Below are 25807 nucleotides of genomic sequence, written 5' to 3'. Positions count from 1 at the left end.
ATTAGTATTGACCGAAGGGAGTTGTGTAATATGGACATCGAACGCATAAATGAGAATACACTTAAACTCTTCATTTCTTATCATGACATTGAAGAACGTGGATTCACGAAAGATGAAGTATGGTATAACCGGGAAAAAAGTGAAGAACTCTTCTGGTCTATGATGGATGAAATAAATGACGAAGAATATTTTGAAGTTGAAGGACCATTATGGATCCAAGTGATAGTTCAAGAGAATGGCCTTGAACTGACTATCACACATGCTAAAATTTATAAGGACGGTCAGCATATCGAACCGCCCTTCGATATAGAAGATAAACAAAGAATGATGTCATCCGCATTTGGTGGCGATGAGCCAAAAGCGCATGAATTTGACGATTTTGAAGATCTTGTAAATAGTACAATTGATGAGGACTCCGATTTTATCTTTAAATTACAGGAATTTGATGATATTATTCCTCTTGCACAAAAAATACAAGAAACATCACTATTCCATAATGCGTTGTATCAGTGGGAAGGTAACTATTATTTATACATCCGTTTTAATGAAGAGGTTTTACATGATGAAGCTGAGGACATTTTCAGTGTAATTACTGAATTTTCCACGGACGCTGAAGTAACAATCCACATTCTTCAAGAATACGGTAAAGCATTAATGGAAAAAGATTGTTTTGATACAGTCATAAAATACTTTGTTAAATGACAGTGAAAATCCTCCGAATACCGGGGGGTTTTTTTCTTGCAATTTATCCCATAAATTAATAGAATGGATAAAAATAGGGGGTGTTTGTATTTTAACCGCAATGACAACAAAAAATGAACTATTTATATTGTCTATTTCACATACTAAAGAAAAGCTAAAACAGTTAAGGCGGACCCATAAGTTTTTTTGTCCGCAATGTAAAGAAGAGTTACAACTTCGAATAGGTGATATTGTTGTTCCGCATTTTGCTCACAAAAAGGATTCGAATTGTCCTCAGCTATTTTCGGATGGAGAGTCAAAAGAACATTTAATAGGTAAGCAACAACTTTATCATTTTTTTGAAAACAAAGGATTAACTGTTCAACTGGAGCCTTTTATAAAGAACTTGTCTCAACGGCCGGATTTATTGGTAACAACTCAAAATGAGCAATTTGCGATTGAATTTCAGTGTAGTAATATTCCTATTGAAGTTGTACAAGCTCGGACTAAAGGTTATATGAATGCAAGTATAGTTCCTCTATGGCTTCTTAAAACCCCTAATTTTAAGCAGCTAAAATCTACAGGTATTCAACTTATTCAACTCTCTCCGTTTCGTCAACAATTTATCACATGTCATCCCCAACACGGATCAACCCTTCTTACTTACAATCCAACTACAGCGACGTTTATTTATTATTCTCATCTATTGTTCATACATGGCTATCGCTTTATTGCCAAGGTACAACAGTTACCGATTTCACATCAACATTTTCCGTTTTTGCATTTAAAAGAGCCTACAAAGGAGGAATTCGCTCATTATTGGCAATTCCATTTGCATATCCGACAGCGGTTTTTACGTCAACGTTTCTACTTAAGCAGGAAGGGGATTCAGGATAGGCTCTTAAAAACCTGTTACAATGCGCGTATGAGACTTGACCAATTGCCTCTTTTCATTGGCTTGCCTGTTCGAAATGCCCAGTATATTGATGTCTACATTGTAGAATGGCAAGCTATATTATTATTTTTTTTACAAGATTGTCAAATTAGTATATTACAAGTGGATGATGAGGTTATTTCAATATTTATCTTAAATAATCCAGATTATTTCCAAGATGAACGAGGTAAAGAAGCGATTTTTCACTATATTTTGTTGCTAAAAAAATTAGGTATTCATTCCATTCATTGTTCAACAAAAGAAGTTAATATCTTACAATTATTGCATAGTGAATTCCTTGCAAAGTGTTATGAAAATTGAGAAAATAATAAAGTATTTGTTTCTCAACGTATTTACAATAGGAGGTCATAAAATATGACAACGAAATCAGAACAAAAAGTATTAACAAGACAAGAGGTACCTGTTGAACTTACTTGGCGTCTTGAAGATATATTTGAGACAGACGAAGCTTGGGAAGCAGAGTTTAAGGATATTAGTGCTTTAAGTGAAAATGCTTCATCTTATCAAGGTACAATTGAAAACGGTGCTCAGGCACTTTTAGCGGTTCTAGAATACCGAGATAAATTGTATTCAAAATTAATGCGTCTTTACACATATTCACATATGCGATTGGATCAAGACACAGCGAACAGTTTCTACCAAGCAATGGACAGTCGTTGCAAATCACTTTATGCGAAAGTTTCAACGGGTCTGTCATTTTTAACACCTGAAATTCTAGCATTAGATGAAAAAATAATTGAACAATATCTAGCTGAAAATGAGGAACTTCAATTATACAGACAAGAATTGCTTGAAATTAACATTGGACGTCCACATATTTTACCAGCGGAGCAGGAGGCAATCCTTGCACAGTTGTCAGAAGTGACAAGTGCATCGTCTGAAACATTTAGCACATTAAACAACGCTGATTTACAGTTCCCTACAATAGAAGATGAAAATGGTCATCCAGTTCAACTAACACATGGGAATTATACACATTTCTTAGAAAGTGGCGATCGCAAAGTACGTGAAGCAGCATTTCGCGCAATGTATAAAACGTACGGAGAATTCCGTAATACATTTGCAACGACCCTTGCTGGTAATGTTAAAGGTGATAACGTAAATGCACGTATTCGCAAATACGAATCAGCTCGTCAGTCAGCCATGGCTGCAAATCATATCCCGGAAAAAGTGTATGATCAACTTATCTCGACAATTCATAAGTATTTACCTTTGATGCATCGTTATATTGCGCTGCGCAAAAAGGTATTGGGTGTCGATGAACTTCATATGTGGGATATATATACACCACTTGTACAAGAATCAAAAGTGGATATGCCCTATGAAGAAGCAAAAAATCATATGTTAAAAAGCTTTGAAGTACTTGGTGATGAGTATGTAAGTATTGTCAAACAAGGTTTAGAGGATCGCTGGGTAGATGTACTTGAAAACAAAGGGAAAAGAAGCGGCGCATATTCTTCAGGTGCGTATGGTACGAATCCATATATCCTAATGAACTGGCAAAATAATTTAGATAATCTATTTACTCTTGTTCATGAATTTGGACATAGTGTCCATAGTTACTTCACTCGTAACAACCAACCGTTCGTATACGGCAACTATTCTATTTTCGTTGCAGAAGTTGCATCAACATGTAATGAAGAGTTATTAAACCATCATTTATTAAAAACAATTGAAGATCCACAACAACGTATTTATATATTAAATCACTGGTTAGAAGGATTCCGAGGTACAATTTTCCGCCAAACAATGTTTGCTGAATTTGAACATATTATTCATCAGCTTGATCAAAATGGGGAAGCGCTAACAGCGGAAAAAATGACAGAAATCTACTATAATCTAAATAAACAATATTATGGTGACGATATTGTTGTGGACGAAGAGATCGGTTTAGAATGGGCACGTATTCCTCACTTCTACTACAACTACTATGTATACCAATATGCTACAGGTAAGAGTGCGGCTACTGCTCTAAGTGCTCAAATCCTTGAAGAAGGACAACCTGCAGTAGATCGTTATATTAACAATTTCCTGAAAGCTGGATGTTCAGATTTCCCAATTGAAGTATTAAAAGCGGCGGGTGTTAATATGGAATCTGCTGAACCTATCGAAGAAGCTTGCAAAGTATTTGAGAAAAACTTAGAGGAACTAGAAAAACTTTTAGATGTATAATAGTTAATGATTAAAAGTCGAAGTGGAGATAATTCTCTTCGGCTTTTTAATTTGAAATCATTCCATTTAGATATATGAAATAATAAGAAATATTTGAATAAAAACTCATGAATGATACTAACAAGACTCGACAAAGCCATGTCAATTTGAAGTTTAAAAGACTGATTACTACTTGCAAACGCTTTCCTTATGACAACTTTGTGAATTCAATTCTGAAGCATTGCTATATCATTTTTTCCATGCTAAAGTGTTAGATGTGAAATAAATCACAAACAAACATACACCCCTTTGTTTGAACGTGAACATTTCTCCCATCCCCTTTGTGAAAAGAAGGCGTCTCTCGTAGAGGCGCCTCTTTTATTTTGTTATATTCTATCAATTGATAACTGTCATCGACATGTTAACTAGTACCTTACATACAATCAACAAGACTTTTAATTTAAAATAAAAAAGACTAGCAACGACAAAATAGATCGTTACTAGCCTATATATAATTTATTTTAAACGCCACAGCGATGATTCTTCATAATTGATGCGGTCGACTTTTTGTTGTAGCATTTTCTTTTTTAACTCTCGGTCAGCAGTTTGTTCAGTAATGTTATAAATTGATGCTACTTCTTTAGTTGATAATGTATGATACCGTTTAAATAATTCTTCTACTGATGGAGGCTGTTGACAAATAAGTTCACCGTCTAATAATTCTTCTAATATTTGTTCATAAACTTCATATGAATAATTTCCACTAACTTTTAAACCTTCATCTTCAATATTTTCATTAAAGAAAACGAAGCTTGGTACTTCTTCTACATCCATCTCGCGCGTAATGCATAAGTCACTTTGAAATGCACGAGAAACTTCCAACGACTGGAAGTCTGTTTGGAACTCCTGAATATCCAAATTGGCCTCTTTGGCAATTTCGACTAAGGTCGAGAATGAACGGACGTTTTTCGTATTCAATAATACATATTCTTGCAATTTCATAAGGTAGCGATAGCCAGCTTTTTTTCCCTGTAATTCAGCGGTCTTTACTGCGATTGTAGGAAGAACAGGATGAGAGACATCGATTTCCTCATATTCACTATTACAGCTATTTACACGTTGGCAAGCGACATTAAGTGAAGCTAATTCTGTACTAAGAACAAAGCGTAAAGTAAAGTACTGATTATAGTTTACTTGAAGCTTACGGATAATTGCTTGTAAATCCCAACTGTTTGGAGCAAGCGGATCAATGAATACATAAAGTTCAATCGGTCTACTAAGAGTAGTAGTAGGCGAAGGCGGTGCCGGCATGATCTGAATATTATTCACTCTAATACCTCCTCGTCGTTATCAGGTGAATTAATCATGTGGTGCGCTGTAAGGACGAGTCGTTTATAGTATATTTCTCGAATCTTTCCATCTAATCCAACCTCATCCATAGCTTCAGCCATACATTCTAACCATGCTTGTGCACGTTCAGGTGTAATTTTGAAGGGCATATGGCGGGCTCTCATCATTGGATGCCCATGCTCTTCAGTAAAAAGATTTGGACCACCTAAATATTGAGTTTGAAATTGAATTTGCTTGCGTGCTGTTTCAGTTAAATCATCAGGAAATATCGGCTTTAGCTTCGGATTTTTAGCGACTTTGGAGTAGAAAATCTTAATCATTTTTGATAGTGTTTCTTCGCCAATTTCCTCATAAGGAATAATAGGTTTTTGCGTCATTGATGATGCTCCTTTGCTTTAGCTGTAATTCTATTCTATCAACCTAAACGTTTTTTCTCAAACAAATCGATTAAATTACATTACTTTTTTCATATAGTTTAATAAAAAGGTCCGTTAAAGTGTATGATTACAATGAAAAATCGTGTCTTCTATGCAATTTATTCATAAAAAAATCGACATAATAATAAGTTATATGTCGATTCTTAGAGTGAATTGATATGTAATTATTCGAAAACTACGGTAGTTGACTAATTAGGCTTGATAGCTATTCATGATTTTAGTAACATAGTTTGTCGTCTCTTTAAATGGTGGAATACCATTATATTTAGAAACATTACCCGGCCCTGCATTATATGCAGCTAACATTAGATTCATATCACCACCGAATTTATCATACATTTGTTTCAAATATTTCGTACCGCCCATAATGTTTTGTTCGGGGTCAAAGACATTGGAAACACCAAGAAATTTGGCTGTACCTGGCATTAATTGCATTAGACCAGCAGCTCCAGCATGACTAACGACAGAGTTATTAAAATTTGATTCTTGTTTAATTACAGATTTAATCATTTTTTCGGGAATACCATAAGTTTCGGACGCTTTTTTTATAATGGCATCATATTGCGTATTTGAAGTGACATTAGTAGGTCCAGCAGTATAACCTGTTAATACTGGATTCAAAGGTGTTGTACTATATGTATTTTTAGACACCGAAGTCGGTCTATAAATAGGTGAAGTACCGTTATAGTACAAGCTCGAAACTGTATTATTTGAGTTAGGTATTGTCCCCCCCATTAAGCTACTACCTAATAACGAAGAATAATCTGAAGCAGCTAAATTGTTTGAGCCCGACACTGAGTTTGTTAAGCCTAGTAATTGTGTAGGGGAGTTCTGAGATGTTGATGAAGTCATCATTTCATTCATTAGTTGGGTAAACATATTATTTGATGAAGAAGATGATGATTCATTTGCAGATAAGCTAGTCGATCCCATGGATTGAAGACCTTGAATTTCAAGGAGCGTTTTCAATGATGATATATCCATCTGTTAACCTCTTTTCTTGTTGACGGCGGCCATGAAGCGAGCAATTTTTTTATCAGCCACTCTAACAGGTATTGAATGTGTTGCTAAAAATTCCTCGAATATTGTTCTACCTGTTTCCTCATTTGTCACTTCAAATTCTAGTTCATAATCATCAGTGTCCAAATAACGAGAATGGTCGAAAACGAGAAGACCGCCATTATATTTTATTTCGGCACGCTTTGTAAAAAGTGTACCTAATAGTTGTAACTCTGCTGGATTAATCTGAAGTTTTTTCAATCGAGTATCTACTTCATCTGCTTTTAGAGTTGTTCCGTTTAACACAGCATTTACGTGCTCTTCAGATAATAAATCCGTTGTTTCTAATAATCCAATACCAGTCGCAGGTTCCTTTAGTGTACATTCAAAGCGATTTTGAACTTCGCGTATTCGTAGGCCTGAACGTGCTTTCTTTAATTTGAAATCCGCAGTATCGAAATAATGATTTGCCTGTTCGTGAAAATCTTCATTTGGAATAGCAAAAGTAATACAAAGTGCTTCATATTCCTCTTTCGAAAGTAGGTTTTTAAACTCAATTTCTAGTTGTTGTGCCATACCAATCACCCTCTCTTTTTATAAATTTGTATTAATTAATTATAGGTGAAGTATAGATGGCATTGCAATGATTGTCGAAATGGGGTAAAGCACAACAATTCACCGAAAAAGTGGGTAGTAATGAGGCTTACTATGATAAAATGATAGAAGATTCACGGAAAGGAAGATAGGCTTTGCGTAAAACATATACAGTAGAAAATGGATCACAACTAGAAAAACAAATTCATTTACAAATATGCGGACAAACACCTGATTGTGAATGGCGAGCTGCAGGTCAAGTTATTACTGATTCAGACGCCATGGCTTTTATCTATCTAATGGATGCCGGGGAAGACTACCATTACATAAAATTCCCACAAGCTATTTGGCCACTACTAGTCAAAACATTACAATCTGATTTTGAGCCAATATTAACTTGGGGGAATGGACAGACTGAATTAGTGAACTTCCAAGATGAATTAAACGCACTTATATTTAATATTGAAGGAAATCATAATTATGGAGCAGACTTCTCAACAGCTGTTGAAGAAGCCTTTGCAGAAATATTGAACGAATCCCGAGAAGATTAGGGGGACTTATCATGGGACAATGGGATCGCTTTTTACAGCCCTATAAGCAAGCAGTAGATGAATTGAAAATTAAGCTAAAAGGAATGCGCGCACAGTTCGAAAAATCAAATGAAACGTCACCAATAGAATTTGTAACAGGTCGGGTGAAGCCACTTGCGAGTATTTATGACAAGACGTTAGAAAAAGGCCTAGTCTTTGAACCGTCAGATATGCTAGCGCATGAGTTACAAGATATTGCAGGGGTACGTATCATGTGTCAATTTGTGGATGAAATTCCTACTGTTATTGAATTATTACGCCAGCGCAATGATTTAACAGTTGTAGAAGAAAGAGATTATATCACCAATGTAAAAGTTAGTGGATATCGTTCTTATCATATGATAATCGAATATCCTGTCGGAACCATTCAAGGTGAAAAAAAGATTTTAGCTGAAATTCAAATTAGAACACTTGCTATGAACTTCTGGGCATCTATTGAGCATTCATTGAACTATAAGTATAAAGGGATTTTTCCAGAGGAAATAAAAAATCGCCTGCAAAGCGCAGCAGAGGCAGCGTTCCGCTTAGATGAGGAAATGTCTTTAATTCGCGAGGAGATACAGGAAGCTCAAAAGTATTTTACCGAATACAAAGAGGCTTCAAATCCAAAAGTTAGAGAGGATAATTCGAAGGGAGCTCATGAAAACCTATGAAATTTGCAGTTCAATCACGTAATGATCCACAATCAAATGAATTAATGGAAAGAGCCATCTCGTACTTAACTGATTTTGGATTAGAAATAGATGAAGAAAAACCAGATATCGTGTTGTCGATTGGTGGAGATGGTACACTGCTACATGCATTTCATCGGTATAGTCATATATTGTCAGATGTTGCGTTTGTAGGTATTCATACGGGACACCTAGGTTTTTATGCTGACTGGAAGCCAATTGAAATCGAGAAATTGGTTATTTCTATAGCAAAGAGTGACTATAAAGTAATCGATTATCCTCTATTAGAAGTTGTGATTAATTATCAAAACTCAGATGAAAATTACACTTATTTAGCTTTGAATGAATCTACAGTTAAATCCCCAGAAGTAACATTAGTAATGGACGTTGAATTAAATGGGAGACCATTTGAACGCTTCCGTGGAGATGGGCTTTGTGTTTCTACACCTTCAGGAAGTACAGCTTACAATAAGGCACTTGGAGGTGCCATTTTACATCCATCAATAGAGGCTATTCAAGTGACTGAAATGGCGTCTATTAATAATCGTGTATTCCGTACAGTCGGATCTTCGCTAGTGTTACCGGCACATCATAGTTGCGTGCTAAAGCCAGTGAAGGCTAAAGATTTTATGGTCACAGTCGATCATGTGCAATTATTGCATAAAAATGTAAAATCAATTCAGTACAAAGTTGCGAAGGAAAAGGTTCGGTTCGCACGCTTTAGAGCATTCCCGTTTTGGCAACGTGTACATGATTCTTTTATTGATAGTGATTTGAAATAATATGAGAGATTTACGATATCGCTTAACGTTTAAAGTAGAGCAAGACCAACTTTTTAGAGATGCACTTGCTATGTGGGGAATTTCTAAGAGAGCTTTAACTGCAATAAAATTTCAAGGTGGACAACTTTTAGTAAATAATATAGAGCAAAATGTCCGTCATATTCTAAAGAAGAACGATTTAGTCACAATTATCTTTCCTCCGGAAGAAATTAGTCAGGGATTAGTTCCTGAGGATGGGGAGCTCGAGGTCGTTTTCGAGGATCATGAACTGTTAGTGATTGCTAAACAACCTTATCAAAATACGATTCCTTCACATGATCATCCTAAAGGTAGTGTTGCTAATTTTGTAGCTGCCCATTTACAACAGCAGGAATTAGCTTCAACGGTGCATATTGTAACACGTCTAGATCGGGATACCTCAGGCCTTATGTGTATAGCAAAGCATCGCCACGTTCATCATCTTATGAGTGAAGCTCAAAAGAGACATGCAATACATCGGACATATGAAGCGATTGTACACGGCCATATGGAGCAAGACCAACAAGAAATTATTGCTCCAATTGGGCGCAAAGATGGTAGTATTATTGAACGTGAAGTACGAAGTGATGGACAGTTTGCACATACCGATGTTGTCGTATTAAAACGAACAATGTTAGATGGAGAAGCAATTACTCATATTCGTTTAAAACTGCACACTGGACGTACGCATCAAATTCGTGTACATATGGCATCTATTGGACATCCACTTGTTGGAGATACGTTGTATGGTGGTCGTAGAAATTTAATAGATCGTCAAGCTTTACATTGTGTAGAGCTGCAGTTACACCATCCAGTGACGAAACAATATTATAGCTGGCAAATAAATTTACCAAAAGATATGCAATCACTACTAATAGAATAATTAAAATAAGGTGCTTTTATTAAATAAAGCACCTTATTTTTGATTTCCCGGGAAATTTAAAGATGCCATTTGTAAAAGTACATTAACGAATGTTAGTATTAGGGGTGTTCAAAGAGCTGAAATAAAAAGTTTTAAAAAATAATTGCTCTTTTGAAGGTCTACACACTATTATAGTAAGGTGTTATTTTAACTGACTTATTGAGTCGAGAGGAGGGGACATGCATGATAGAAGAAACAAAGGAAAAAGATGAAGTACAATTCGATGAGCAACATCTACGTCAATTACTGGAGAATCTAGAGACAGATAATTTTCGTGAGGAGTTTTTAGCACTTCATCCGTATGATCAGGCACAGTTTTATGAGAAGGTGGGGCCAGATATACGACAGATTATCTATCAGTATCTCTCCCCTAAAGAGATGGCTGACATTTTTGAAGCTATTGAACTCGATGATGACGAATATAAAGGTATTTTGAAGGAAATGGATACGACATATGCAGCGCAAATGATAGCTGCTATGTATACTGACGATGCGGTTGACGTTCTAAATGAATTAGATAAAGATCAAATCACTCATTTCCTTAAAATAATGGATAAAGATTCAGCACAAGATATTAAAGAGCTTCTGTACTATGCGGAGTATACAGCTGGTTCTATAATGACGACAGAATATGTCGCTATTCCTGAGAATTCAACCGTACGTTCAGCGATGACAATTTTACGCAACGCAGCGCCAGATGCAGAAACGATTTACTATATATTTGTAGTGGATGATACAAATCATTTAACGGGTGTTATTTCTTTGCGTGACTTAATCATTGCAGAAGAAGACACATTAATACGTCAAATAATGAATGATCGTGTTGTAAGTATTAATGTAACTGATGATCAAGAGGCAGTCGCTCAAATTATGAAGGACTATAACTTTTTAGCTGTACCTGTTATTAATTCAAAAAACGAGATGCTGGGTATCATTACAGTTGATGATATTATTGATGTCATTGATGAAGAGGCGTCAGATGACTACTCTAAATTAGCCGGGGTTTCAGACATGGTAACATTCGACAAAAGCCCGTTTGCTGCAGCGAAAAAACGCTTGCCATGGCTTGTTGTATTATTATTTTTAGGCATGTTAACCGCTAATTTAGTAGACTTATTTACTGGGACATTAGAAAAAGTGGCGATACTTGCTGCTTTTATTCCTTTAATAGGTGGTACTTCAGGGAATAGTGGAACGCAAGCACTGGCCGTTGCTGTTCGAGGGATTGCAACTGGTGATGTTGAAGAAGAAAGTAAGATGAAGTTATTAATACGAGAAGCAATTACAGGTATAATTACAGGTGTTGTTTGTGGTGTTATTGCATTTGGTATTGTGTTCTTTTGGAAACACATGTGGCTTTTAGGGCTATTAGTAGGAACCGCTATTTGTTGTTCAATTATTGTTGCAACAATTGCAGGATCTTTTATACCATTATTAATGCACCGACTGAAAATTGACCCTGCGGTAGCATCTGGTCCGTTTATTACAACATTAAATGATATAACAAGTATTTTAATTTATCTTGGGATTGCAACGATGTTCATTAGTAAATTAATGTGAACTTATTTTCCGGAGGAGCATACAATATGAAAAAAAGGATGTGTTAACTTGGGGAATCGCCCACTCCTTTTTATCAAAGCTCCCCCGGCTTTTTTTATTGATATTAATAGTGATAGTACTCCTGTCTTGGCTGATGTTATTGAAGAGGTAGTTGTAGATGGTGTTGTAGAAGAGGAAACTGAGCAAGTAGAATCCATAGAGCCAGTTATAGAAGATGCTGAAGTACGCCGTAAAACAGAGCGTTTAAAATTTTTATCTGCACCGTTTCAACAGAAAGCTTATCAACCATTGCAATTTAGTTTGTCGGATGGCCGTATTATAGAAGGTATCGTTGATCGCGTAATGCAAGAAGAAGTGATTTTGAAAAGTTACACAGGTGTTGTATATCCAACGAAAATTAATGAACTCGTGGAAATTAAGTGGCGAGGAAGAGTATTTTAACAGCTATCCCTTAAAAGGGATGGCTTTTTTTATGCAAAAATAAATCAAAACTGCACAAGATAAAAATATAATATCACAAAAAGCCCCGAAAGTTAGAATACCTAACTTCGGAGCTCATTGCCTGACACTGCTATCATCCATTTTAAAACAAAGACACTACTGCAAAGTCTTTTGACTTGATATTAGTCGCATACACCTTCTAAAAATACGTCTTTTATACATTGAACTGCACAGAAGCAATTCAAGTCAACAGTAACACAGCTAGTTGATGCTTCCCAATCTACAACTTTACAGATAGTTGATAAATCTACATCAGTACCGCAATCTGTTAACAAATCAGCTACACAATCACCGTGTTTTAAAGGAATTAATACACGTAAAGTAGCACAGCAACCGTCGAAAATATCCTCTACTCGGAAAAAGACCGAGAAACAGTGATGATCGCCAGAAGCTTTAGTTCTGAAAAACGCTTTAAAAGGAGTGCCGTCTTTGTTTAATAGCATAAATACACGTGTATTAGCTTGCATACGTGCAGGGCTTACTAATCCACCAAGAGGTTCTAGGAAACAGTTAGTTGGGCAAGGGCCACAACCCTCATCAACGTTTTGGTCTTGAATGTCTTTGATTGCGCGTACTACGTCGCAAACACATCCTTTTGACACTTTGTGACCTACTGCATCATCATTTCTTCCGCATCCCATTATTAATTTCACCTCCTTTTCAATCTCCTTATACAATATGTCATATTAGAAAATGAACTAGGGCAACTGCCTCAGTTATGCATAATTTTTCAAAAGAAACGCATACTGTTCTTAAAAAAAGGTGAAGTATATGAAGAGAAATGTCTTAAGGATTTTGATTTTAACACTCAGCATCCAGTTATTAGTCGCTTGCTCTGGAGAACAGAAGGAAAAATTCGCTACCTATCATGCAACAGGTGATAATGGATCGCATTCAGCAATTGAAAAGCTTTTGAAAGAAGAAAAGTCGATTAAAAAAGGTACTGCTGTTTTAGTGGATGACATTGTATTAGTGGGTGTGCAGATAAAACCTTTTTCAAAATTGAAGCGATCCAAAATAGAAAAGGATTTGCAGAAGAAATTTGAAAAGGAATTCCCGGGTAAAGACGTACTCGTTAGTACTGACTTCAAAATATCTTGGGAAGCCCAGAAGCTTATGAAAAAAGAAATAACAGAGGAAGAGCTCAAAAAGAAAATTAAGAAATTACAAGATCTTGCAAAGGAAGAAACCTGATGAATCAAAAAGATTATGAGCAATTACAAACGAAACTATCGCCTAAAACCCCTATTGCCACAAATGTACTAAAAGCTTTTTTAGTTGGTGGTATTATTTGTGCAGTTGGACAAGGAATTTCATTTTTCTTTATTATGAATTTTGATTTTACAGAACGTACAGCTGGTAATCCAACCGTAGCAACAATGATTTTCATTTCTTTATTACTGACTGGTTTTGGACTTTATAAAAAGCTAGGTCAATTTGGAGGAGCAGGGTCAGCAGTACCAGTTACCGGCTTTGGGAATGCTGTTATTTCAGCAGCTATTGAACATAAGACAGAAGGTTTAGTACTCGGAGTGGGTGGCAATATCTTTAAACTAGCAGGATCTGTTATTTTATTTGGTGTTGTTTCAGCCTTTTTTGTAGCACTTGTCAAATTAATTTTAGTAACGATTGGGGTGACTCACTGGTGATGGATAAAGGTGTAATTTATTTTCCTTCTAAGCCGTCCATTTTAGCAGCCGGAGTAGTAGTTGGTCCATTGGAAAAGAGAAGTGTTTTTGCGCAAAATTTCGATTTAGTGCTTGATGATGAAAGGGCAGATCAAAAAACAAACGAGCAGGGACATCAACATTTAATTGAAGAAGCCGCACAAATTGCTTTACAAAAAAAGAAGTTAAAAATGGACGCGGTAGATTTCTTTATTGGAGGAGATCTAGTCAATCAAATGACACCGACGAATTTTGCTGCTAGTACTATCGGTAGTCCTTTTATCGGTATGTACTCAGCGTGTGCTACGTCCACAGCAGCCGTCATTATCGCCAGTTTATTAACGGAGCTAGGTGGTAGCCATTATGCTATTGCAGGTGCTGCGAGTCAGCATAACGCGATAGAAAGGCAATTCCGATATCCTGTCGACTATGGAGGCCAAAAACCAGCGACTGCACAATGGACAGTAACTGCTGCGGGTTATGCTCTTATTGGTAAGCATCAAGAAGGGGAACCTTGTATTGAGGCCGCTACTTTCGGAAAAGTAGAGGATTTTCAACAATCAGATCCATTTCATATGGGGGCAGCAATGGCACCTGCAGCGTTTTCAACTATTAAACAACATTTAAAGGGTAGAGGGCAAACAGTTCAGGATTACGATGTTATTATGACGGGTGATTTGGGAAAAGTGGGCTTGCCAATTTTAAAAGAAATGTTAAGACAATCTGGATTTACGACAAAACAGTTAGAAACAATTCGCGATGGCGGTGCTGAATATTATGGAGATAATCCATTGTTTTTAGCTGGTGCAAGTGGCGCAGGTTGCTCCGCATCTGTTTTCTTTAGCGAAATATTAGCAGAGCTAAAAAGCGGACGGATGAAACGAGTGCTATTAGTAGCAACAGGAGCTCTCTTGTCGCAGTTATCTGTGCAACAAAATCAATCGATTCCAACCGTTGCACATGCAATCGAAGTAACGATGAAATGAGGGAATAAAATGTTTACTTCTTTTATAATCGCATTTATTGTTGGCGGATTGATTTGTGTAATTGGTCAACTGCTGATGGATGTCGGTAAATTAACACCTGCACATACATTAGCCATATTAGTTGTCACTGGTGCAATTTTAGATGGCTTTGGCTTATATGAACCGCTTATCGATTTTGCTGGTGCAGGTGCAACAATCCCTATTACGTCATTTGGTAACTCTTTGACACACGGTGCTTTAGCAGAAGTTGAAAAGCATGGTTGGATTGGAGTTTTAACGGGGATGTTTGAAGTGACGAGTTCGGGTATTAGTGCGGCCATCATATTTGGATTTATAGGAGCTTTAATTTTTCGATCAAAAGGAAATATCGACTAGTTCAAACGCCCTCTTCTTTCTGTAAACCGTTGCATACAATACGGTGAGAGAGAGGAGGGATTTCTTATGTCTGGAATGTCAGGTTATGGTTACGGCTACGGCGGTGGCTACGGCGGTGGCTACGGCGGCGGGGAATGCTACTATGGCGGCAACCGCGGCAATGGCTCAACGTTTATCCTAATCGTTGTTCTATTCATCTTGTTGATTATTGTCGGAGCAAGCTTTATCTAAGGGGGGACTTAAATGCAAAGCTCATTCTTTCGAAAAATTGAAGGAAAAACGGGCGTACCAATGGAAGATGTACTTGCATTAGCAAACGCTATTCAATATGCAGATTTTCAAGACGAACGCCAAATTCGCCAAATTATTCGTAAAGTTTCCCAACTAGCAAATAAACCAGTAACAAAAGAGCTAGAAGAAAAAATCGTCGCATCTATCATAAAAGATGGTAATTCTTTAGATTTAAATAAAATTCAAAAAATGTTATAGCATAAAATAATATTCTCAGTAATATACTAACTTTAATCGAGAATATGTCTTTGCAGGAAAAGTTATAGTTAGGAGGGGATTGTGATGGGCTACATTCTACCAGTTCAGCCGTTACAAGCAACGCAATATGCAGAACGTATGAACATGAAAGCATATAATTATGCTCATGTTAATGCAATTGCAAAAGTAAAAAAGCAATCTCATTTTGAAAGAGAGCTTGATATGCGTGCTGAACTTACTGAAATGCAATTGAACAATGAAAAAAACAAAAATCGTGGGAACTCCCTTCGAGTCCATCAACAATTCATCCATCCTAACCCAGCAGAGTTATCAAAATTTGAACTAAAGGTTACTGATAGAGGTAAATATTATAGTAAATATGTTTGAAAAATACTATAGACGATTATCATAAGGTACTTCGAATAATAAAAAGGAGCCAATCCATGGTTGAGTTTGCAATCAACCGTGGTTGGCTCTTTTTGTTATAGAACTTAGGTAGATAGAGGATTAGTTAAAACATTTTCACTAGAAAGTCCACAGAACCAATGAAAAAGAGATGAAAGTAGCAATCACCAAAAAAAAAGCTACTAAAACGTTGATCATTCAGCGTTTTAGTAACTTATTATTAGAATGCCTTTTCCATTGCGCGATATGGAATGCCAGAATCCAAAAATTCAGGAGATGTAATAATATAATTTTGTTTTTCGTAGAAAGGAATAGCATGTGTTTGAGCATTTAACTTCACTTTTGCTAACTGACGACCTTTAGCGTATTTTTCTAAGTGTGTCATCATTAAAACACCGATTTGCTTTCTTCGAAAATCAGGTAATACACAAACACGGTCTACTTTAGCGATATTACCGTCGACTATTCGTACTCTGCCTGCTGCAATCGGCTCTTCGCCATTGTATGCTACGAAATGTGTTGCGTCTTTGTCGTATTCATCTTTTTCTAAAGGTAGAGGAACACCCTGCTCTTTAACGAAGACTTCCTCCCGAACAAAGAAAGCGTCTCGTAATTCCTTCTCTGTCTCAACAATTTTAGCAAAAACCAATAATTACTCAGCTCCAGACAGTCGGAATGTTTCGTAAACCGTCCAAGAACCGTCTTCTAATTGATAAAGTAAATGAATACGATCAATAACTTCTTCAGAATGAACATCTGTCATGCGTAGCTGACCATAAATATCATCATGTTCACCTGAGGACATATCTTGTGCAATAGTAATATGTGGCACAAATTTATATTCTGGTTCTTGACCGAATGATTCAGCATGCAATGCATCATGTAATTTTTGAAGCTGTTCTGTTGGTTCCACTTTTAGATAGATAGCGTTGTTCACTGGCGCAAATGAACTAACTTTTGATACGTGAATTGAAAGCGGTTTAAATTGTTTACTAATTTCTTGGAGCATATTAGTAACTTCGTTCACTTTTGAATCATCTACTTCAAAAACACTTTTTAAAGTAATATGAGGTGTGATTTTAGAGAAATGCGTGTCATATCTTTTTCTATATGAATTCGCAAAATCTTGTAGTTTCTTAGATGGAAATGCAACGATACCGTATTTCATTATTCCGTACCTCCTAAGTAGTTTTATATAGTTTTTCTTAATTTTCAGTATAACAGAAAAAAGATAATATTCATTGTGAAATACATGTTAAATACTAAAGTTTTGTTTTATGACACGTTTTAAGTCAGGTTGCCAAAACTTCCATGAGTGATTTCCTTCGAATTCATCGTAGAAAGTAGAAAAGCCTTTGTTGACTATCAACTCATGTAATGCACGATTAGGTGTAAGGAAATCCTTAATACTCTTATCCATAGTTACTACTTCATGTTCTTTTTTTCCAATAACGTGATAGATTGAAAAAGCATGAACATCTTGTACGTGCTGCACTTTTTCTAAAACAGTATCATTTACTAGAGGTGACTGCATTAATACTTTACCAAAAATATTCGGATATTGGATGGCTGCTAGTAAAGATACTGTCGCAGCCTGTGAATCTCCAATCAATGCTCGACCCATCCCCATTTGATATGTAGAGTAATGCTCGTCAATATAAGGAACAAGTTCATGTGCTAAAAAGCGTAAGTATGCTTCATGCTTTTCTCCATTTGGCAAATATTTTTGTCGACGATCCTCTACACTTTTATAAGGTACACCTACAATTATTAAATTTTCGATATCGCCTTGCTCCAAATAGTCATCTACTACTCGAGAGATTCGACCGAGTTGGAAATAATCCTTACCATCAGATGCGATTAACACTGAGTATTTATAAAGTGGTGAATAGTTTGCAGGTAAGTAGACTAATAGATGGATGTCCTCTTGTAAGGATTCACTGAAAAAATCTATATCTGTGATTGTGCCACGATTCAAAGCTGTCACTCCTTCAGTTTTCTGTACGAAAATTGTAACATATAAGAAAGTAAAGGTATAATAGCTAACAAAGGACTATAAATATGGAAATGAGGATGAGTCATGTATAACAAAAAACTTCAAGTTTCATCAGAAGTAGTCGCTAAAGCGGCGCGCGATGCATTAGAACGCCGCGGTGTTACATTAAAGGATATCGCGGAAATTGTGTATGAAATGCAATTTGCATATAATGAAGGACTATCTCTAGATCATTGTATTGAATCGGTTGATAAAGTACTTTATAAACGTGAAATTCAACATGCAATTTTAGTAGGGATTGAGCTAGATGAATTAGCAGAGAAAAAGATGCTGTCAGCGCCACTACAACAATTAGTTGAATCCGATGAAGGATTATTTGGAGTTGATGAGACTATCGCTTTAGGAGCAGTATTTACTTACGGTAGTATTGCTGTAACAACTTTTGGACATTTAGATAAACAGAAAATCGGAATAATACAGCACCTTGATACAAAAGCTGGTAATGGTATTCACACATTCCTAGATGATTTAGTAGGAAGCATTGCTGCATCTGCTGCATCACGTCTTGCACACCGTATTCGTGATTTAGAAGAGCAAGGAAAATCAATCAAAGACATTAAACCATACGGCACTACAACAGATTAATATTCATCTAGTCATTACCCAGCCCTCTACCGAAGACTGGGTATTTTTATGCGTTAAATGCTGAAAGTAAGCCGATAACTAATAGTTTATGTTAAGATTACGATGGTGATGACAATGAAAAAATGGGGACTCCTTTTAATCGGCTGTCTAGTATTTATGCTACAAGCATGTACAGAAACTACAGTGACAAAAAAAGATGAATCAGAAAATCGAATCGATGTCGAAGTGGTAAGTATCATGGACGGTGATACGATTAAAGTAAAATACGACGGAGAAACAAAAAAAGTACGCTATTTATTAGTAGATGCGCCTGAAATGTACCATAAACAATTAGGTGAACAACCTTTTGGACGAGAAGCGCAGGCTCGTAATCGTGAAATATTGAACAACGCAAATCAAGTTTCAATTGAATTTGATGTTGGTGAACATGAAGATAAATATGGTCGCCTTCTAGCCTATATATATGCGGATGGGAAAAGTGTTCAAGAGCAACTAATCCGTGAAGGTCTGGTACGTGTTGGATATATATATGAACCGAATACTACAAATGTGAAAGCTTTTGAGAAAATTCAAGATGAAGCTAAAGCATTGAAAAAAGGAATTTGGCAATACGACGGTTATGTCACAAATCGAGGTTTTGATAAATCGGCTGTGAGAAGCGGGGCGTCTACTGAAGGGCAAACAAAAAACTCAAATAAAGCCGATAGCTTAAATCAATCGAATAAAACAAGCTGCTCTATTAAGGGTAATATAAATAGCAAAGGTAATAAGCTTTATCATATGCCAGGCTCCAACAATTATGATGCAGTTAAAGAGGAAAAAATGTTCTGTACTGAAAAAGAAGCGGAGCAAGCTGGATTTAAAAAAGCTAGCTAATATATAAAAAAGACTTTTCACAAATGCGAAAAGTCTTTTTTAATTTTTGCTCAGATTTATTACCTTGTCTTTATTTAATAAAATACAATACATTATCGGTCGGTTCATACTTCGCACCGTAAAGAAGTTCATCTTCGTACGCATGAATATTTTCATATATCCATTTCATATGTCCAAGTATTTCTTCTTCAGCAATGCCCGTTGGAGCCCAGTAATGAATATCCATTTTCAGTGGCTCGCCTGTCTTTACATGATGCCTACAATAACGAATATGTGATGCTAAATTGAAATCGTGACGTTTATAGAAGCGTAATCGCTTTTCAGTGTCTTCTTCAGCTTGATCAAGTGATTCTACCTCCAATAAAATTGGTTTGCCATTGCTTTTTAAATGCTCTAAAATTTTCCCACCTAATCCTTCACCACGTGCAGACGATGAAACAAATAAATAATCGACAAATATAAAATCAGGGTGATCTACATATGTTAATACATATTTTTCGTCTTCTACCTTTTTGTAAATATCTACCTTATTTTTCAATAAAAGTTCTATATGTTGGCGTGATTTCATTTCCTCAACGGGAAAATATTCATTTAGTTTTTCAAACCAATCCATATGTATAACCCCTTTCGATTTACCTTTATTATGCAGTGTTTTACTGAAAAAATAAAACCGAAATAAATCAAAAGAGTGAGATGTTGTTCAATCTTATGACGGAATAAATAAATTGAATTAAATGGTAATATCCTTTCGAAGGGGTGGTAAGAATGAATAACGATTGGTCAGAAAATATGCATGTTACACAGGTTAGGGTTGCTAGACCTACAAATCAGTTACGACAAGTTGAGCGTTTTTATTGTGAAGGTTTAGGATTGACGAAAATTGGGTCATTTACAGGTAGAGGTTATGAAGGTTTGTTGATTGGGCTTCCAACTGCAACATATCATTTGGAATTTACCCAGCACAAAGATGGCAGCCCTTGCCCAGTACCAACTAAAGACAATTTAATTGTATTTTATATACCTAATCAACAACAGATTGATACGATTATCGAGAGTTTAAGAGAATTAGGCTATAATGCAGTCCCTCCAGAAAACCCATATTGGGAAAAGGAAGGTAAGACAATTGAAGACCCTGATGGCTGGAGAGTAGTGTTAATGCATACAGCTGGAATTTAGTGTGATACTCTAATGTAAAGTTGGTTTAGGAGGTACTCACATGACAGAAATTTGTGTGGTAAGACATGGAGAAACGGATTGGAATGCACTAGGGAAATTGCAAGGTGTAACAGATGTACCTCTTAATGATAGAGGGATCCAACAAGCAAAAGAATGTGGTGTGTTTTTCAAAAATACTAAGTGGGCTGCAATTTATACAAGTCCATTAACAAGAGCAAAACGAACAGCGGAAATAATTAACGAACAATTACACATACCTCTAATTGAAATTGAAGAGTTTAAAGAACGATCTTTCGGTGAAGCAGAAGGCATGGATATGGAAAAACGTATAAAAGCATTTCCAGATAAACAATATCCAAATCAAGAACCCTTGCACTCCGTGCTTACAAGGTTACGAAACGGACTTGTTGAAATTCACGAGCATCATCCAAATGATCGAGTCATTCTAGTCGCCCACGGAGCGGTAATTCATGCGCTCTTTACACTACTAGAGAATGGCGATACTTTTCCACAGGAAGTACGATTAGCAAATGCAGGCGTTAGTTATATTAAGATTCAAGATGATAGATGGTTACTTGGTGAATTCAATCAATCATCACATTTGTCACAAGTAAGTGAAACAGGAAAGATTTAAGATGTGTATGATATTATGCACATCTTTTTTTATTTTTTTTGAAAATGAGCTTAAATAAGGAGTTTTTTTTAATGAAGGATGTTTTACGCCGGTGTTAAGAAAGGGATCAATTATTGAAAGGGTTCAAAAGGAACGTTATGATCTGTGGTTCTAGCTAGTACTTGATGTCAGTAGGTACTAAAAGTAGTGAAGTAGTAATTGTTAATAAATACAAAAATAGAGAATAGGCAGAAAAAATAATATTTGAAATTTACATGATTGCTTTTTTTGATGTTGGACATACTACTGTGAAATGAATTTGTAATAATTCATTTTCAATTTGCCCTACTATCATTAGTTTTATTACCGTATTCTTTTTGTATTTCTGTGGATTTCGATGGATGAGAGAAGCTGTCTGTGGTGTATGTATAATTCAACTGTTATTCGTGTATTTATTTTTGAAGGTATACAAGAATTCCTTCTAATGTTTAACAATTCTGTAGTTTTTGGAGTTGGACTCATATTTGCTGTGTTGCCAACAACAAAAAGGCTTTCCTTTAGACAATGTTCTTAGTTTTGTAAATTGTAAAACCTATATTCTGTATAAAAATGGTAGGTATTTTGTCGAAAAATAAAACGTTTACAAAAAGGTTCGATATTGACAAAGGAATGTTATATTTATCATGAGGTTAAGCCTAGTAGTTAAGGTCTTTTTTACAACAGAATTTATATTTTTCGACAATATTCGACAAATGAAGCGATGTGATTTTCCACATTGGAACAATTTTTTTGCGAAATTGTGAACGCTAATGTTACAGGATTGTAAAAGTTGTAATAGAATATGTAAAAATAGCAGATATTCTATTAAATTATTGTTAAGCTAATTTAGCGTTCAGGACAAATATATGTTTTGACACTAACTTTTTCAGGAGGAATTTATGTTTAATCGAAAAAAGCCAGATCCATTCTTTGATGTTTTAGCAAAAATTGCAGTTAATGTACAAGAGGCAATGCATTATGCCAATGATTTCCGCATACAGAGTTTGGAAGACTTAGAAGAAATTAGCAAACGAATGAAAAAATATGAAACGGATGGGGATTCTCTCATTCATGAATTAATCGTGATGCTGAACAAATCATTTATGACCCCAATTGAAAGAGAAGATATACTTGCGCTTGCTAACAGTATGGATGACGTTCTTGATGGAATGGAAGAATGTATTGCACACTTCGACATGTTCGCGTTAATCGATATCGATGATTCAATGAATACATTTATCGGCTATATTGTGAAAAGTGCGGATGAAATTGTAAAAGCAATGGAATTATTAAAAACGAAAAACTTAATTGGTATGCGTGATCATGCCATTTTAATAAAAGATTATGAAAGTAAATGTGATGAAGTGCTTCGTACATCCATTAAGCAACTATTCTTGCATGAAAAAGATCCAATCCAACTGATTAAGTTCAAGGATATCTATGAACAATTAGAGGATATTGCAGATGATTGCCAAAATGTAGCGAATACTATGGAAACTATTATTATGCGTAATGCATAGGAGCAGGAGTCACGAATGGATACAATACTCTTATTAACAGTTTTAGTTGTTATTTTTGCACTGACATTTGACTTTATCAATGGTTTTCATGATACAGCAAATGCCATTGCTACTTCAGTATCGACACGAGCTTTGCCACCTAAAGTAGCAGTAATAATGGCTGCAATTATGAACTTTATCGGGGCAATCACATTTACAGGTGTTGCAAAGGCAATTACGAAAGACATCGTAGATCCTTTCGCATTATCAAATGGTTCAGTGATTATTTTAGCTGCATTACTAGCAGCAATAATTTGGAACTTAATTACTTGGTATTACGGAATTCCGTCTAGTTCATCTCATGCGATTATTGGTGCTATCGCTGGTGCTGCTATTGCAGCAGCCGGTTTTGGTGTCTTGAACTACACAGGTTTCGTGAAAATATTACAAGCTTTATTATTATCACCGTTTATTGCTATAGCTGCTGGTTTCTTGATGATGTCTCTATTCAAAGTCATTTTCAAAAACGCAAATCTATATCGTACAAATAAAGGAATCCGATATTTACAAATTTGTACAGCTGCACTTCAATCGTTTACACATGGTACGAATGATGCGCAAAAAGCAATGGGTATAATGACAATGGCTTTAATAGCTGGAGGATTACAATCTGGCGATGAAATTCAAGGTTGGGTTCGAGTTTCCGCAGCATTAGCAATGGGACTTGGAACATCAATCGGTGGTTATAAAATCATCAAAACAGTTGGTGGTAAAATTATGAAATTGCGCCCTGTTAACGGTGCAGCAGCCGACTTAGCTTCTGCTTCAGTTATCTTTAGTGCAACATTAATTCACTTGCCAGTTAGTACTACACATGTTATTTCTTCCGCTATTATGGGGGTTGGAGCTGCACAACGTGTGAAAGGTGTTAAATGGGGAGTAGCTCGTAAAATTATTATGACTTGGATTATTACAATGCCATCAGCGGCAGCAATGGCTGCATTGATTTTCTACATTTTAAATATCTTTTTCTAAAACTTAACTAATAACTGAACTGCCTGACAACTGATCACAAATCGGTTGCAGGCATTTTTTTATGAACACTATTATTTGAAAATTATGAAAATATATTTATAATTGGTAGAAGTAAGAAAATAGGATGTGGGGGGAGTTTTATGAAGAATAAGAGATTAGGATTGAGCGTTGTCGTAATGGCTATGATTTTCCTATTGGTAGCATGTTCATCTGATGATACAAAAGGTGGGAAATCATCTGGTGATAAAGTAAATAACAAGGACAAGCAAACTATTGTTTATGGCCGAGGAGCGGATTCAGTTTCGTTAGATCCAAGTACAGTAACGGACGGTGAATCGTTCAAAGTAGCACGCAATATTTTTGAGACATTATTAGTCTTTGGCGACCAAGATACATCTACACAACCTGGATTAGCTAAAGATACGAAAATCTCTGATGATGGTAAGACGTATACTTTTACGCTTGAGGAAAATGTTAAATTTCATGATGGTACAGACTTTAATGCGGAAGCCGTTGTTAAAAACTTCGAACGTTGGATGAATGGTAGTGCAGATCAATTTCCGTATTATGCAGATATGTTCGGCGGCTTTAAAGGCGACAAAAATCACATTATTGAAAGCGTAAAAGCTAATGGGGATTATACTTTCATCATTCAATTAAAGAAGCCTATGATGCCACTTTTAAATAATTTAGCAATGGTGGCTTTTTCAATTGCCAGTCCAACCGCTTTTGAAAAAGACGGAGAAAAATTTGGAGAAAACCCTGTAGGGACAGGTCCATTCAAATTCTCAGAATGGAAAAGAAATGATTCAGTCATTTTGACAAAAAACGAAGGTTACTGGCAAGATGGATTACCAAAGCTTGATAGTGTTATCTTCAAAGCAATGCCAGATAATTCAGCAAGGTTAAATGCATTGTTGAGTGGAGAAATTGATATTGCAGATGGTGTAGCACCTGCATCTATTTCGACAGTAGAACAAAATGATCAAATTATATTAATTGAACGCCCTTCATTTAATGTCGGCTATTTAGGGATGACAACAAATAAAGCACCATTTACAGATATAAAGTTACGTCAGGCGATTAGCCATGCAGTAGATCGTCAAGTAATTGCGGACACATTCTTTGAAGGGAAAGCATTAGTAGCAAAAAATCCGGTGCAACCTACAGCTTTAGGTTATAACGAAGATACGCCTTTATATGATTATAATCCGGAAAAAGCGAAAGCATTATTGAAAGAGTCTACTTATGACGGTAAAGAATTAGAATTATGGGCAATGCCTGTACCGCGTCCATATATGCCAGATGGCCAAAAGGTTGCTGAGGCGATTCAGAAGAATTTAGCAGATGTGGGGATTAAAACGAAAATTATGTCATTCGAATGGGCGACATATTTAGAGAAAACAAAAGCAGGGGAAGCAGATCTATTTTTACTTGGTGGTACAAGTGACAATGGTGATCCTGACAATTTATTATCTTTGTTCTTTGATCGTGATGGATCATTAAATAACTCTCAGTTTTCAAATGATGAAGTTCAAAAGCTTCTGCAAGCTGGTCGTTCTGAACAGGATGTAGAAAAACGTAAAGAGATATATAAACAAATTCAGCTTATTTTGCATAAAGAAGCACCTGTTTTGCCATTAGTACATTCCACACCACTATTAGCAGTATCTAAATCAGTAAAAGACTTTAAAGCACATCCAACAGAAGCTGATGATTTAAAGAATGTCTCAGTAGAATAAAAAAACAACACGCTCGTTTTATAGACCGTACTGTTTCAGACCTTAGACAAACT

General features: G+C 35.9%; 32 protein-coding genes. 23 read left to right on the top strand and 9 right to left on the bottom strand.

The features are described 5' to 3' along the window. Positions 1–30 precede the first annotated feature (30 nt). The 3 genes from mecA to pepF are packed head-to-tail and all read left to right on the top strand — an operon-like array spanning position 31 to position 3808. A complete protein-coding gene (gene mecA / locus AC3IS5_RS17215; RefSeq protein ID WP_427731942.1) occupies positions 31–702 on the top strand; it encodes an adaptor protein MecA in 672 nt (223 codons plus the stop codon). Beyond that, on the top strand, positions 692–1936 hold the full coding sequence (locus AC3IS5_RS17210) for a competence protein CoiA (RefSeq protein WP_489425483.1): 1245 nt from the start codon (positions 692–694) through the stop codon (positions 1934–1936). The genes mecA and AC3IS5_RS17210 overlap by 11 nt, the downstream gene beginning before the upstream one ends. A gap of 54 nt (positions 1937–1990) precedes the next feature. Beyond that, positions 1991–3808 carry an oligoendopeptidase F gene (pepF, locus tag AC3IS5_RS17205; protein ID WP_489425482.1) on the top strand — a complete coding sequence of 606 codons (1818 nt, stop codon included), beginning with the start codon at positions 1991–1993 and terminating at the stop codon, positions 3806–3808. Positions 3809–4303: 495 nt separating this feature from the next. Here pepF and AC3IS5_RS17200 read toward each other — a convergent pair whose 3' ends face one another. The 4 genes from AC3IS5_RS17200 to AC3IS5_RS17185 form a co-directional block, all read right to left on the bottom strand. Beyond that, positions 4304–5116 carry a ClpXP adapter SpxH family protein gene (locus AC3IS5_RS17200; RefSeq protein WP_489425481.1) on the bottom strand — a complete coding sequence of 271 codons (813 nt, stop codon included), beginning with the start codon at positions 5114–5116 and terminating at the stop codon, positions 4304–4306. Continuing rightward, positions 5113–5514, bottom strand: a complete 402-nt coding sequence (locus AC3IS5_RS17195) for a globin domain-containing protein (protein WP_038179615.1) — start codon at positions 5512–5514, stop codon at positions 5113–5115. Before AC3IS5_RS17195 ends, AC3IS5_RS17200 begins: the two co-directional genes overlap by 4 nt. Before the next feature lie 252 nt (positions 5515–5766). Beyond that, a complete protein-coding gene (locus AC3IS5_RS17190) occupies positions 5767–6558 on the bottom strand; it encodes a lytic transglycosylase domain-containing protein (protein ID WP_489425480.1) in 792 nt (263 codons plus the stop codon). A 3-nt stretch (positions 6559–6561) separates the two neighbouring features. Next, complete coding sequence (locus AC3IS5_RS17185; protein ID WP_489425479.1) at positions 6562–7149, bottom strand: CYTH domain-containing protein; 588 nt, start codon at positions 7147–7149, stop codon at positions 6562–6564. A gap of 173 nt (positions 7150–7322) precedes the next feature. On the opposite strand from AC3IS5_RS17185, the gene AC3IS5_RS17180 reads away from it, so the two are divergent. From AC3IS5_RS17180 to AC3IS5_RS17155, 6 genes are all read left to right on the top strand, one after another. Further along, positions 7323–7718 carry a UPF0738 family protein gene (locus tag AC3IS5_RS17180; protein ID WP_489425478.1) on the top strand — a complete coding sequence of 132 codons (396 nt, stop codon included), beginning with the start codon at positions 7323–7325 and terminating at the stop codon, positions 7716–7718. A gap of 11 nt (positions 7719–7729) precedes the next feature. Next, positions 7730–8410, top strand: a complete 681-nt coding sequence (gene yjbM / locus AC3IS5_RS17175; protein ID WP_038179606.1) for a GTP diphosphokinase — start codon at positions 7730–7732, stop codon at positions 8408–8410. Continuing rightward, positions 8407–9210 carry an NAD kinase gene (locus tag AC3IS5_RS17170; RefSeq protein WP_053417719.1) on the top strand — a complete coding sequence of 268 codons (804 nt, stop codon included), beginning with the start codon at positions 8407–8409 and terminating at the stop codon, positions 9208–9210. The genes yjbM and AC3IS5_RS17170 overlap by 4 nt, the downstream gene beginning before the upstream one ends. A 1-nt stretch (position 9211) precedes the next feature. After that, the gene (locus tag AC3IS5_RS17165; RefSeq protein ID WP_489425477.1) at positions 9212–10111 is read left to right on the top strand and encodes an RluA family pseudouridine synthase; all 900 of its coding nucleotides are present in this window, start codon (positions 9212–9214) and stop codon (positions 10109–10111) included. A gap of 222 nt (positions 10112–10333) precedes the next feature. After that, a complete protein-coding gene (gene mgtE, locus AC3IS5_RS17160) occupies positions 10334–11710 on the top strand; it encodes a magnesium transporter (RefSeq protein WP_489425476.1) in 1377 nt (458 codons plus the stop codon). 48 nt (positions 11711–11758) lie between these two features. After that, the gene (locus AC3IS5_RS17155; protein WP_489425475.1) at positions 11759–12151 is read left to right on the top strand and encodes a hypothetical protein; all 393 of its coding nucleotides are present in this window, start codon (positions 11759–11761) and stop codon (positions 12149–12151) included. Between the two features lie 182 nt (positions 12152–12333). On the opposite strand, the gene AC3IS5_RS17150 is transcribed toward AC3IS5_RS17155, so the two are convergent. After that, positions 12334–12852 (bottom strand): CotY/CotZ family spore coat protein, encoded by a 519-nt coding sequence (locus AC3IS5_RS17150; RefSeq protein ID WP_489425474.1) that lies wholly within the window; start codon positions 12850–12852, stop codon positions 12334–12336. Between the two features lie 130 nt (positions 12853–12982). Here AC3IS5_RS17150 and AC3IS5_RS17145 point away from each other — a divergent pair, with 130 nt between their 5' ends. The 7 genes from AC3IS5_RS17145 (at position 12983) to AC3IS5_RS17115 (ending at position 16115) form a co-directional block, all read left to right on the top strand. After that, on the top strand, positions 12983–13405 hold the full coding sequence (locus tag AC3IS5_RS17145; protein WP_489425473.1) for a YhcN/YlaJ family sporulation lipoprotein: 423 nt from the start codon (positions 12983–12985) through the stop codon (positions 13403–13405). Beyond that, positions 13405–13860 carry a stage V sporulation protein AC gene (gene spoVAC / locus AC3IS5_RS17140; protein WP_489425472.1) on the top strand — a complete coding sequence of 152 codons (456 nt, stop codon included), beginning with the start codon at positions 13405–13407 and terminating at the stop codon, positions 13858–13860. The genes AC3IS5_RS17145 and spoVAC overlap by 1 nt, the downstream gene beginning before the upstream one ends. Beyond that, complete coding sequence (locus AC3IS5_RS17135; protein ID WP_489425471.1) at positions 13860–14864, top strand: stage V sporulation protein AD; 1005 nt, start codon at positions 13860–13862, stop codon at positions 14862–14864. The genes spoVAC and AC3IS5_RS17135 overlap by 1 nt, the downstream gene beginning before the upstream one ends. 9 nt (positions 14865–14873) lie before the next feature. Further along, positions 14874–15239 carry a stage V sporulation protein AE gene (gene spoVAE / locus AC3IS5_RS17130; protein ID WP_489425470.1) on the top strand — a complete coding sequence of 122 codons (366 nt, stop codon included), beginning with the start codon at positions 14874–14876 and terminating at the stop codon, positions 15237–15239. Positions 15240–15314: 75 nt separating this feature from the next. Beyond that, positions 15315–15470 (top strand): YjcZ family sporulation protein, encoded by a 156-nt coding sequence (locus AC3IS5_RS17125; RefSeq protein WP_489427927.1) that lies wholly within the window; start codon positions 15315–15317, stop codon positions 15468–15470. Between the two features lie 12 nt (positions 15471–15482). Next, entirely contained in the window at positions 15483–15728 is a 246-nt protein-coding gene (locus AC3IS5_RS17120) for a stage VI sporulation protein F (protein ID WP_489425469.1), read from the top strand. A gap of 84 nt (positions 15729–15812) precedes the next feature. Next, complete coding sequence (locus AC3IS5_RS17115) at positions 15813–16115, top strand: hypothetical protein (RefSeq protein ID WP_489425468.1); 303 nt, start codon at positions 15813–15815, stop codon at positions 16113–16115. 238 nt (positions 16116–16353) lie between these two features. On the opposite strand, the gene AC3IS5_RS17110 is transcribed toward AC3IS5_RS17115, so the two are convergent. The 3 genes from AC3IS5_RS17110 to AC3IS5_RS17100 form a co-directional block, all read right to left on the bottom strand. Further along, positions 16354–16782 (bottom strand): GNAT family N-acetyltransferase, encoded by a 429-nt coding sequence (locus AC3IS5_RS17110; RefSeq protein ID WP_489425467.1) that lies wholly within the window; start codon positions 16780–16782, stop codon positions 16354–16356. Positions 16783–16785: 3 nt separating this feature from the next. After that, positions 16786–17301 carry a YjcG family protein gene (locus tag AC3IS5_RS17105; RefSeq protein ID WP_489425466.1) on the bottom strand — a complete coding sequence of 172 codons (516 nt, stop codon included), beginning with the start codon at positions 17299–17301 and terminating at the stop codon, positions 16786–16788. A gap of 87 nt (positions 17302–17388) precedes the next feature. Continuing rightward, positions 17389–18111: an alpha/beta hydrolase gene (locus AC3IS5_RS17100; RefSeq protein ID WP_489425465.1), complete on the bottom strand. Its 723-nt coding sequence runs from the start codon at positions 18109–18111 to the stop codon at positions 17389–17391. A 102-nt stretch (positions 18112–18213) separates the two neighbouring features. Between AC3IS5_RS17100 and AC3IS5_RS17095 the strand changes: the two genes are divergently transcribed. Beyond that, a complete protein-coding gene (locus AC3IS5_RS17095) occupies positions 18214–18774 on the top strand; it encodes a phosphatidylglycerophosphatase A family protein (RefSeq protein WP_489425464.1) in 561 nt (186 codons plus the stop codon). Between the two features lie 108 nt (positions 18775–18882). After that, positions 18883–19650 (top strand): thermonuclease family protein, encoded by a 768-nt coding sequence (locus AC3IS5_RS17090; protein ID WP_489425463.1) that lies wholly within the window; start codon positions 18883–18885, stop codon positions 19648–19650. A 70-nt stretch (positions 19651–19720) separates the two neighbouring features. Here AC3IS5_RS17090 and AC3IS5_RS17085 read toward each other — a convergent pair whose 3' ends face one another. Beyond that, positions 19721–20263: a GNAT family N-acetyltransferase gene (locus AC3IS5_RS17085; RefSeq protein ID WP_489425462.1), complete on the bottom strand. Its 543-nt coding sequence runs from the start codon at positions 20261–20263 to the stop codon at positions 19721–19723. A 152-nt stretch (positions 20264–20415) separates the two neighbouring features. Between AC3IS5_RS17085 and AC3IS5_RS17080 the strand changes: the two genes are divergently transcribed. The 5 genes from AC3IS5_RS17080 (at position 20416) to AC3IS5_RS17060 (ending at position 25754) form a co-directional block, all read left to right on the top strand. Beyond that, on the top strand, positions 20416–20826 hold the full coding sequence (locus tag AC3IS5_RS17080) for a VOC family protein (protein WP_489425461.1): 411 nt from the start codon (positions 20416–20418) through the stop codon (positions 20824–20826). Positions 20827–20866: 40 nt separating this feature from the next. Beyond that, positions 20867–21460, top strand: coding sequence for a histidine phosphatase family protein (locus tag AC3IS5_RS17075; protein ID WP_489425460.1), 594 nt, complete (start codon positions 20867–20869; stop codon positions 21458–21460). 917 nt (positions 21461–22377) lie between these two features. Continuing rightward, entirely contained in the window at positions 22378–22998 is a 621-nt protein-coding gene (locus AC3IS5_RS17070; protein WP_489425459.1) for a DUF47 domain-containing protein, read from the top strand. 15 nt (positions 22999–23013) lie between these two features. Continuing rightward, positions 23014–24012, top strand: coding sequence for an inorganic phosphate transporter (locus AC3IS5_RS17065; protein WP_489425458.1), 999 nt, complete (start codon positions 23014–23016; stop codon positions 24010–24012). Between the two features lie 140 nt (positions 24013–24152). Next, entirely contained in the window at positions 24153–25754 is a 1602-nt protein-coding gene (locus AC3IS5_RS17060; protein WP_489425457.1) for an ABC transporter substrate-binding protein, read from the top strand. Positions 25755–25807: the final 53 nt, after the last annotated feature.

The organism is Viridibacillus sp. KH_047 (genome assembly GCF_057838945.1).
Note: the sequence above shows the minus strand (reverse complement) of the source record. Positions and strands in the feature narration are given on the sequence as shown.

Coding starts and splice junctions, on each gene's coding strand:
- AC3IS5_RS17060 (WP_489425457.1), top strand. CDS start 24,153: ATGAAGAATAAGAGATTAGGATTGAGCGTTGTCGTAATGGCTATGATT.
- AC3IS5_RS17190 (WP_489425480.1), bottom strand. CDS start 6,558: ATGGATATATCATCATTGAAAACGCTCCTTGAAATTCAAGGTCTTCAA.
- AC3IS5_RS17125 (WP_489427927.1), top strand. CDS start 15,315: ATGTCAGGTTATGGTTACGGCTACGGCGGTGGCTACGGCGGTGGCTAC.
- mecA (WP_427731942.1), top strand. CDS start 31: ATGGACATCGAACGCATAAATGAGAATACACTTAAACTCTTCATTTCT.
- AC3IS5_RS17195 (WP_038179615.1), bottom strand. CDS start 5,514: ATGACGCAAAAACCTATTATTCCTTATGAGGAAATTGGCGAAGAAACA.
- AC3IS5_RS17095 (WP_489425464.1), top strand. CDS start 18,214: ATGTATAACAAAAAACTTCAAGTTTCATCAGAAGTAGTCGCTAAAGCG.
- AC3IS5_RS17105 (WP_489425466.1), bottom strand. CDS start 17,301: ATGAAATACGGTATCGTTGCATTTCCATCTAAGAAACTACAAGATTTT.
- AC3IS5_RS17070 (WP_489425459.1), top strand. CDS start 22,378: ATGTTTAATCGAAAAAAGCCAGATCCATTCTTTGATGTTTTAGCAAAA.
- AC3IS5_RS17120 (WP_489425469.1), top strand. CDS start 15,483: ATGCAAAGCTCATTCTTTCGAAAAATTGAAGGAAAAACGGGCGTACCA.
- yjbM (WP_038179606.1), top strand. CDS start 7,730: ATGGGACAATGGGATCGCTTTTTACAGCCCTATAAGCAAGCAGTAGAT.
- AC3IS5_RS17185 (WP_489425479.1), bottom strand. CDS start 7,149: ATGGCACAACAACTAGAAATTGAGTTTAAAAACCTACTTTCGAAAGAG.
- AC3IS5_RS17165 (WP_489425477.1), top strand. CDS start 9,212: ATGAGAGATTTACGATATCGCTTAACGTTTAAAGTAGAGCAAGACCAA.
- spoVAE (WP_489425470.1), top strand. CDS start 14,874: ATGTTTACTTCTTTTATAATCGCATTTATTGTTGGCGGATTGATTTGT.
- AC3IS5_RS17150 (WP_489425474.1), bottom strand. CDS start 12,852: ATGGGATGCGGAAGAAATGATGATGCAGTAGGTCACAAAGTGTCAAAA.
- AC3IS5_RS17065 (WP_489425458.1), top strand. CDS start 23,014: ATGGATACAATACTCTTATTAACAGTTTTAGTTGTTATTTTTGCACTG.
- AC3IS5_RS17080 (WP_489425461.1), top strand. CDS start 20,416: ATGAATAACGATTGGTCAGAAAATATGCATGTTACACAGGTTAGGGTT.
- AC3IS5_RS17170 (WP_053417719.1), top strand. CDS start 8,407: ATGAAATTTGCAGTTCAATCACGTAATGATCCACAATCAAATGAATTA.
- AC3IS5_RS17090 (WP_489425463.1), top strand. CDS start 18,883: ATGACAATGAAAAAATGGGGACTCCTTTTAATCGGCTGTCTAGTATTT.
- mgtE (WP_489425476.1), top strand. CDS start 10,334: ATGATAGAAGAAACAAAGGAAAAAGATGAAGTACAATTCGATGAGCAA.
- AC3IS5_RS17075 (WP_489425460.1), top strand. CDS start 20,867: ATGACAGAAATTTGTGTGGTAAGACATGGAGAAACGGATTGGAATGCA.
- spoVAC (WP_489425472.1), top strand. CDS start 13,405: ATGAATCAAAAAGATTATGAGCAATTACAAACGAAACTATCGCCTAAA.
- AC3IS5_RS17135 (WP_489425471.1), top strand. CDS start 13,860: ATGGATAAAGGTGTAATTTATTTTCCTTCTAAGCCGTCCATTTTAGCA.
- pepF (WP_489425482.1), top strand. CDS start 1,991: ATGACAACGAAATCAGAACAAAAAGTATTAACAAGACAAGAGGTACCT.
- AC3IS5_RS17115 (WP_489425468.1), top strand. CDS start 15,813: ATGGGCTACATTCTACCAGTTCAGCCGTTACAAGCAACGCAATATGCA.
- AC3IS5_RS17085 (WP_489425462.1), bottom strand. CDS start 20,263: ATGGATTGGTTTGAAAAACTAAATGAATATTTTCCCGTTGAGGAAATG.
- AC3IS5_RS17145 (WP_489425473.1), top strand. CDS start 12,983: ATGAAGAGAAATGTCTTAAGGATTTTGATTTTAACACTCAGCATCCAG.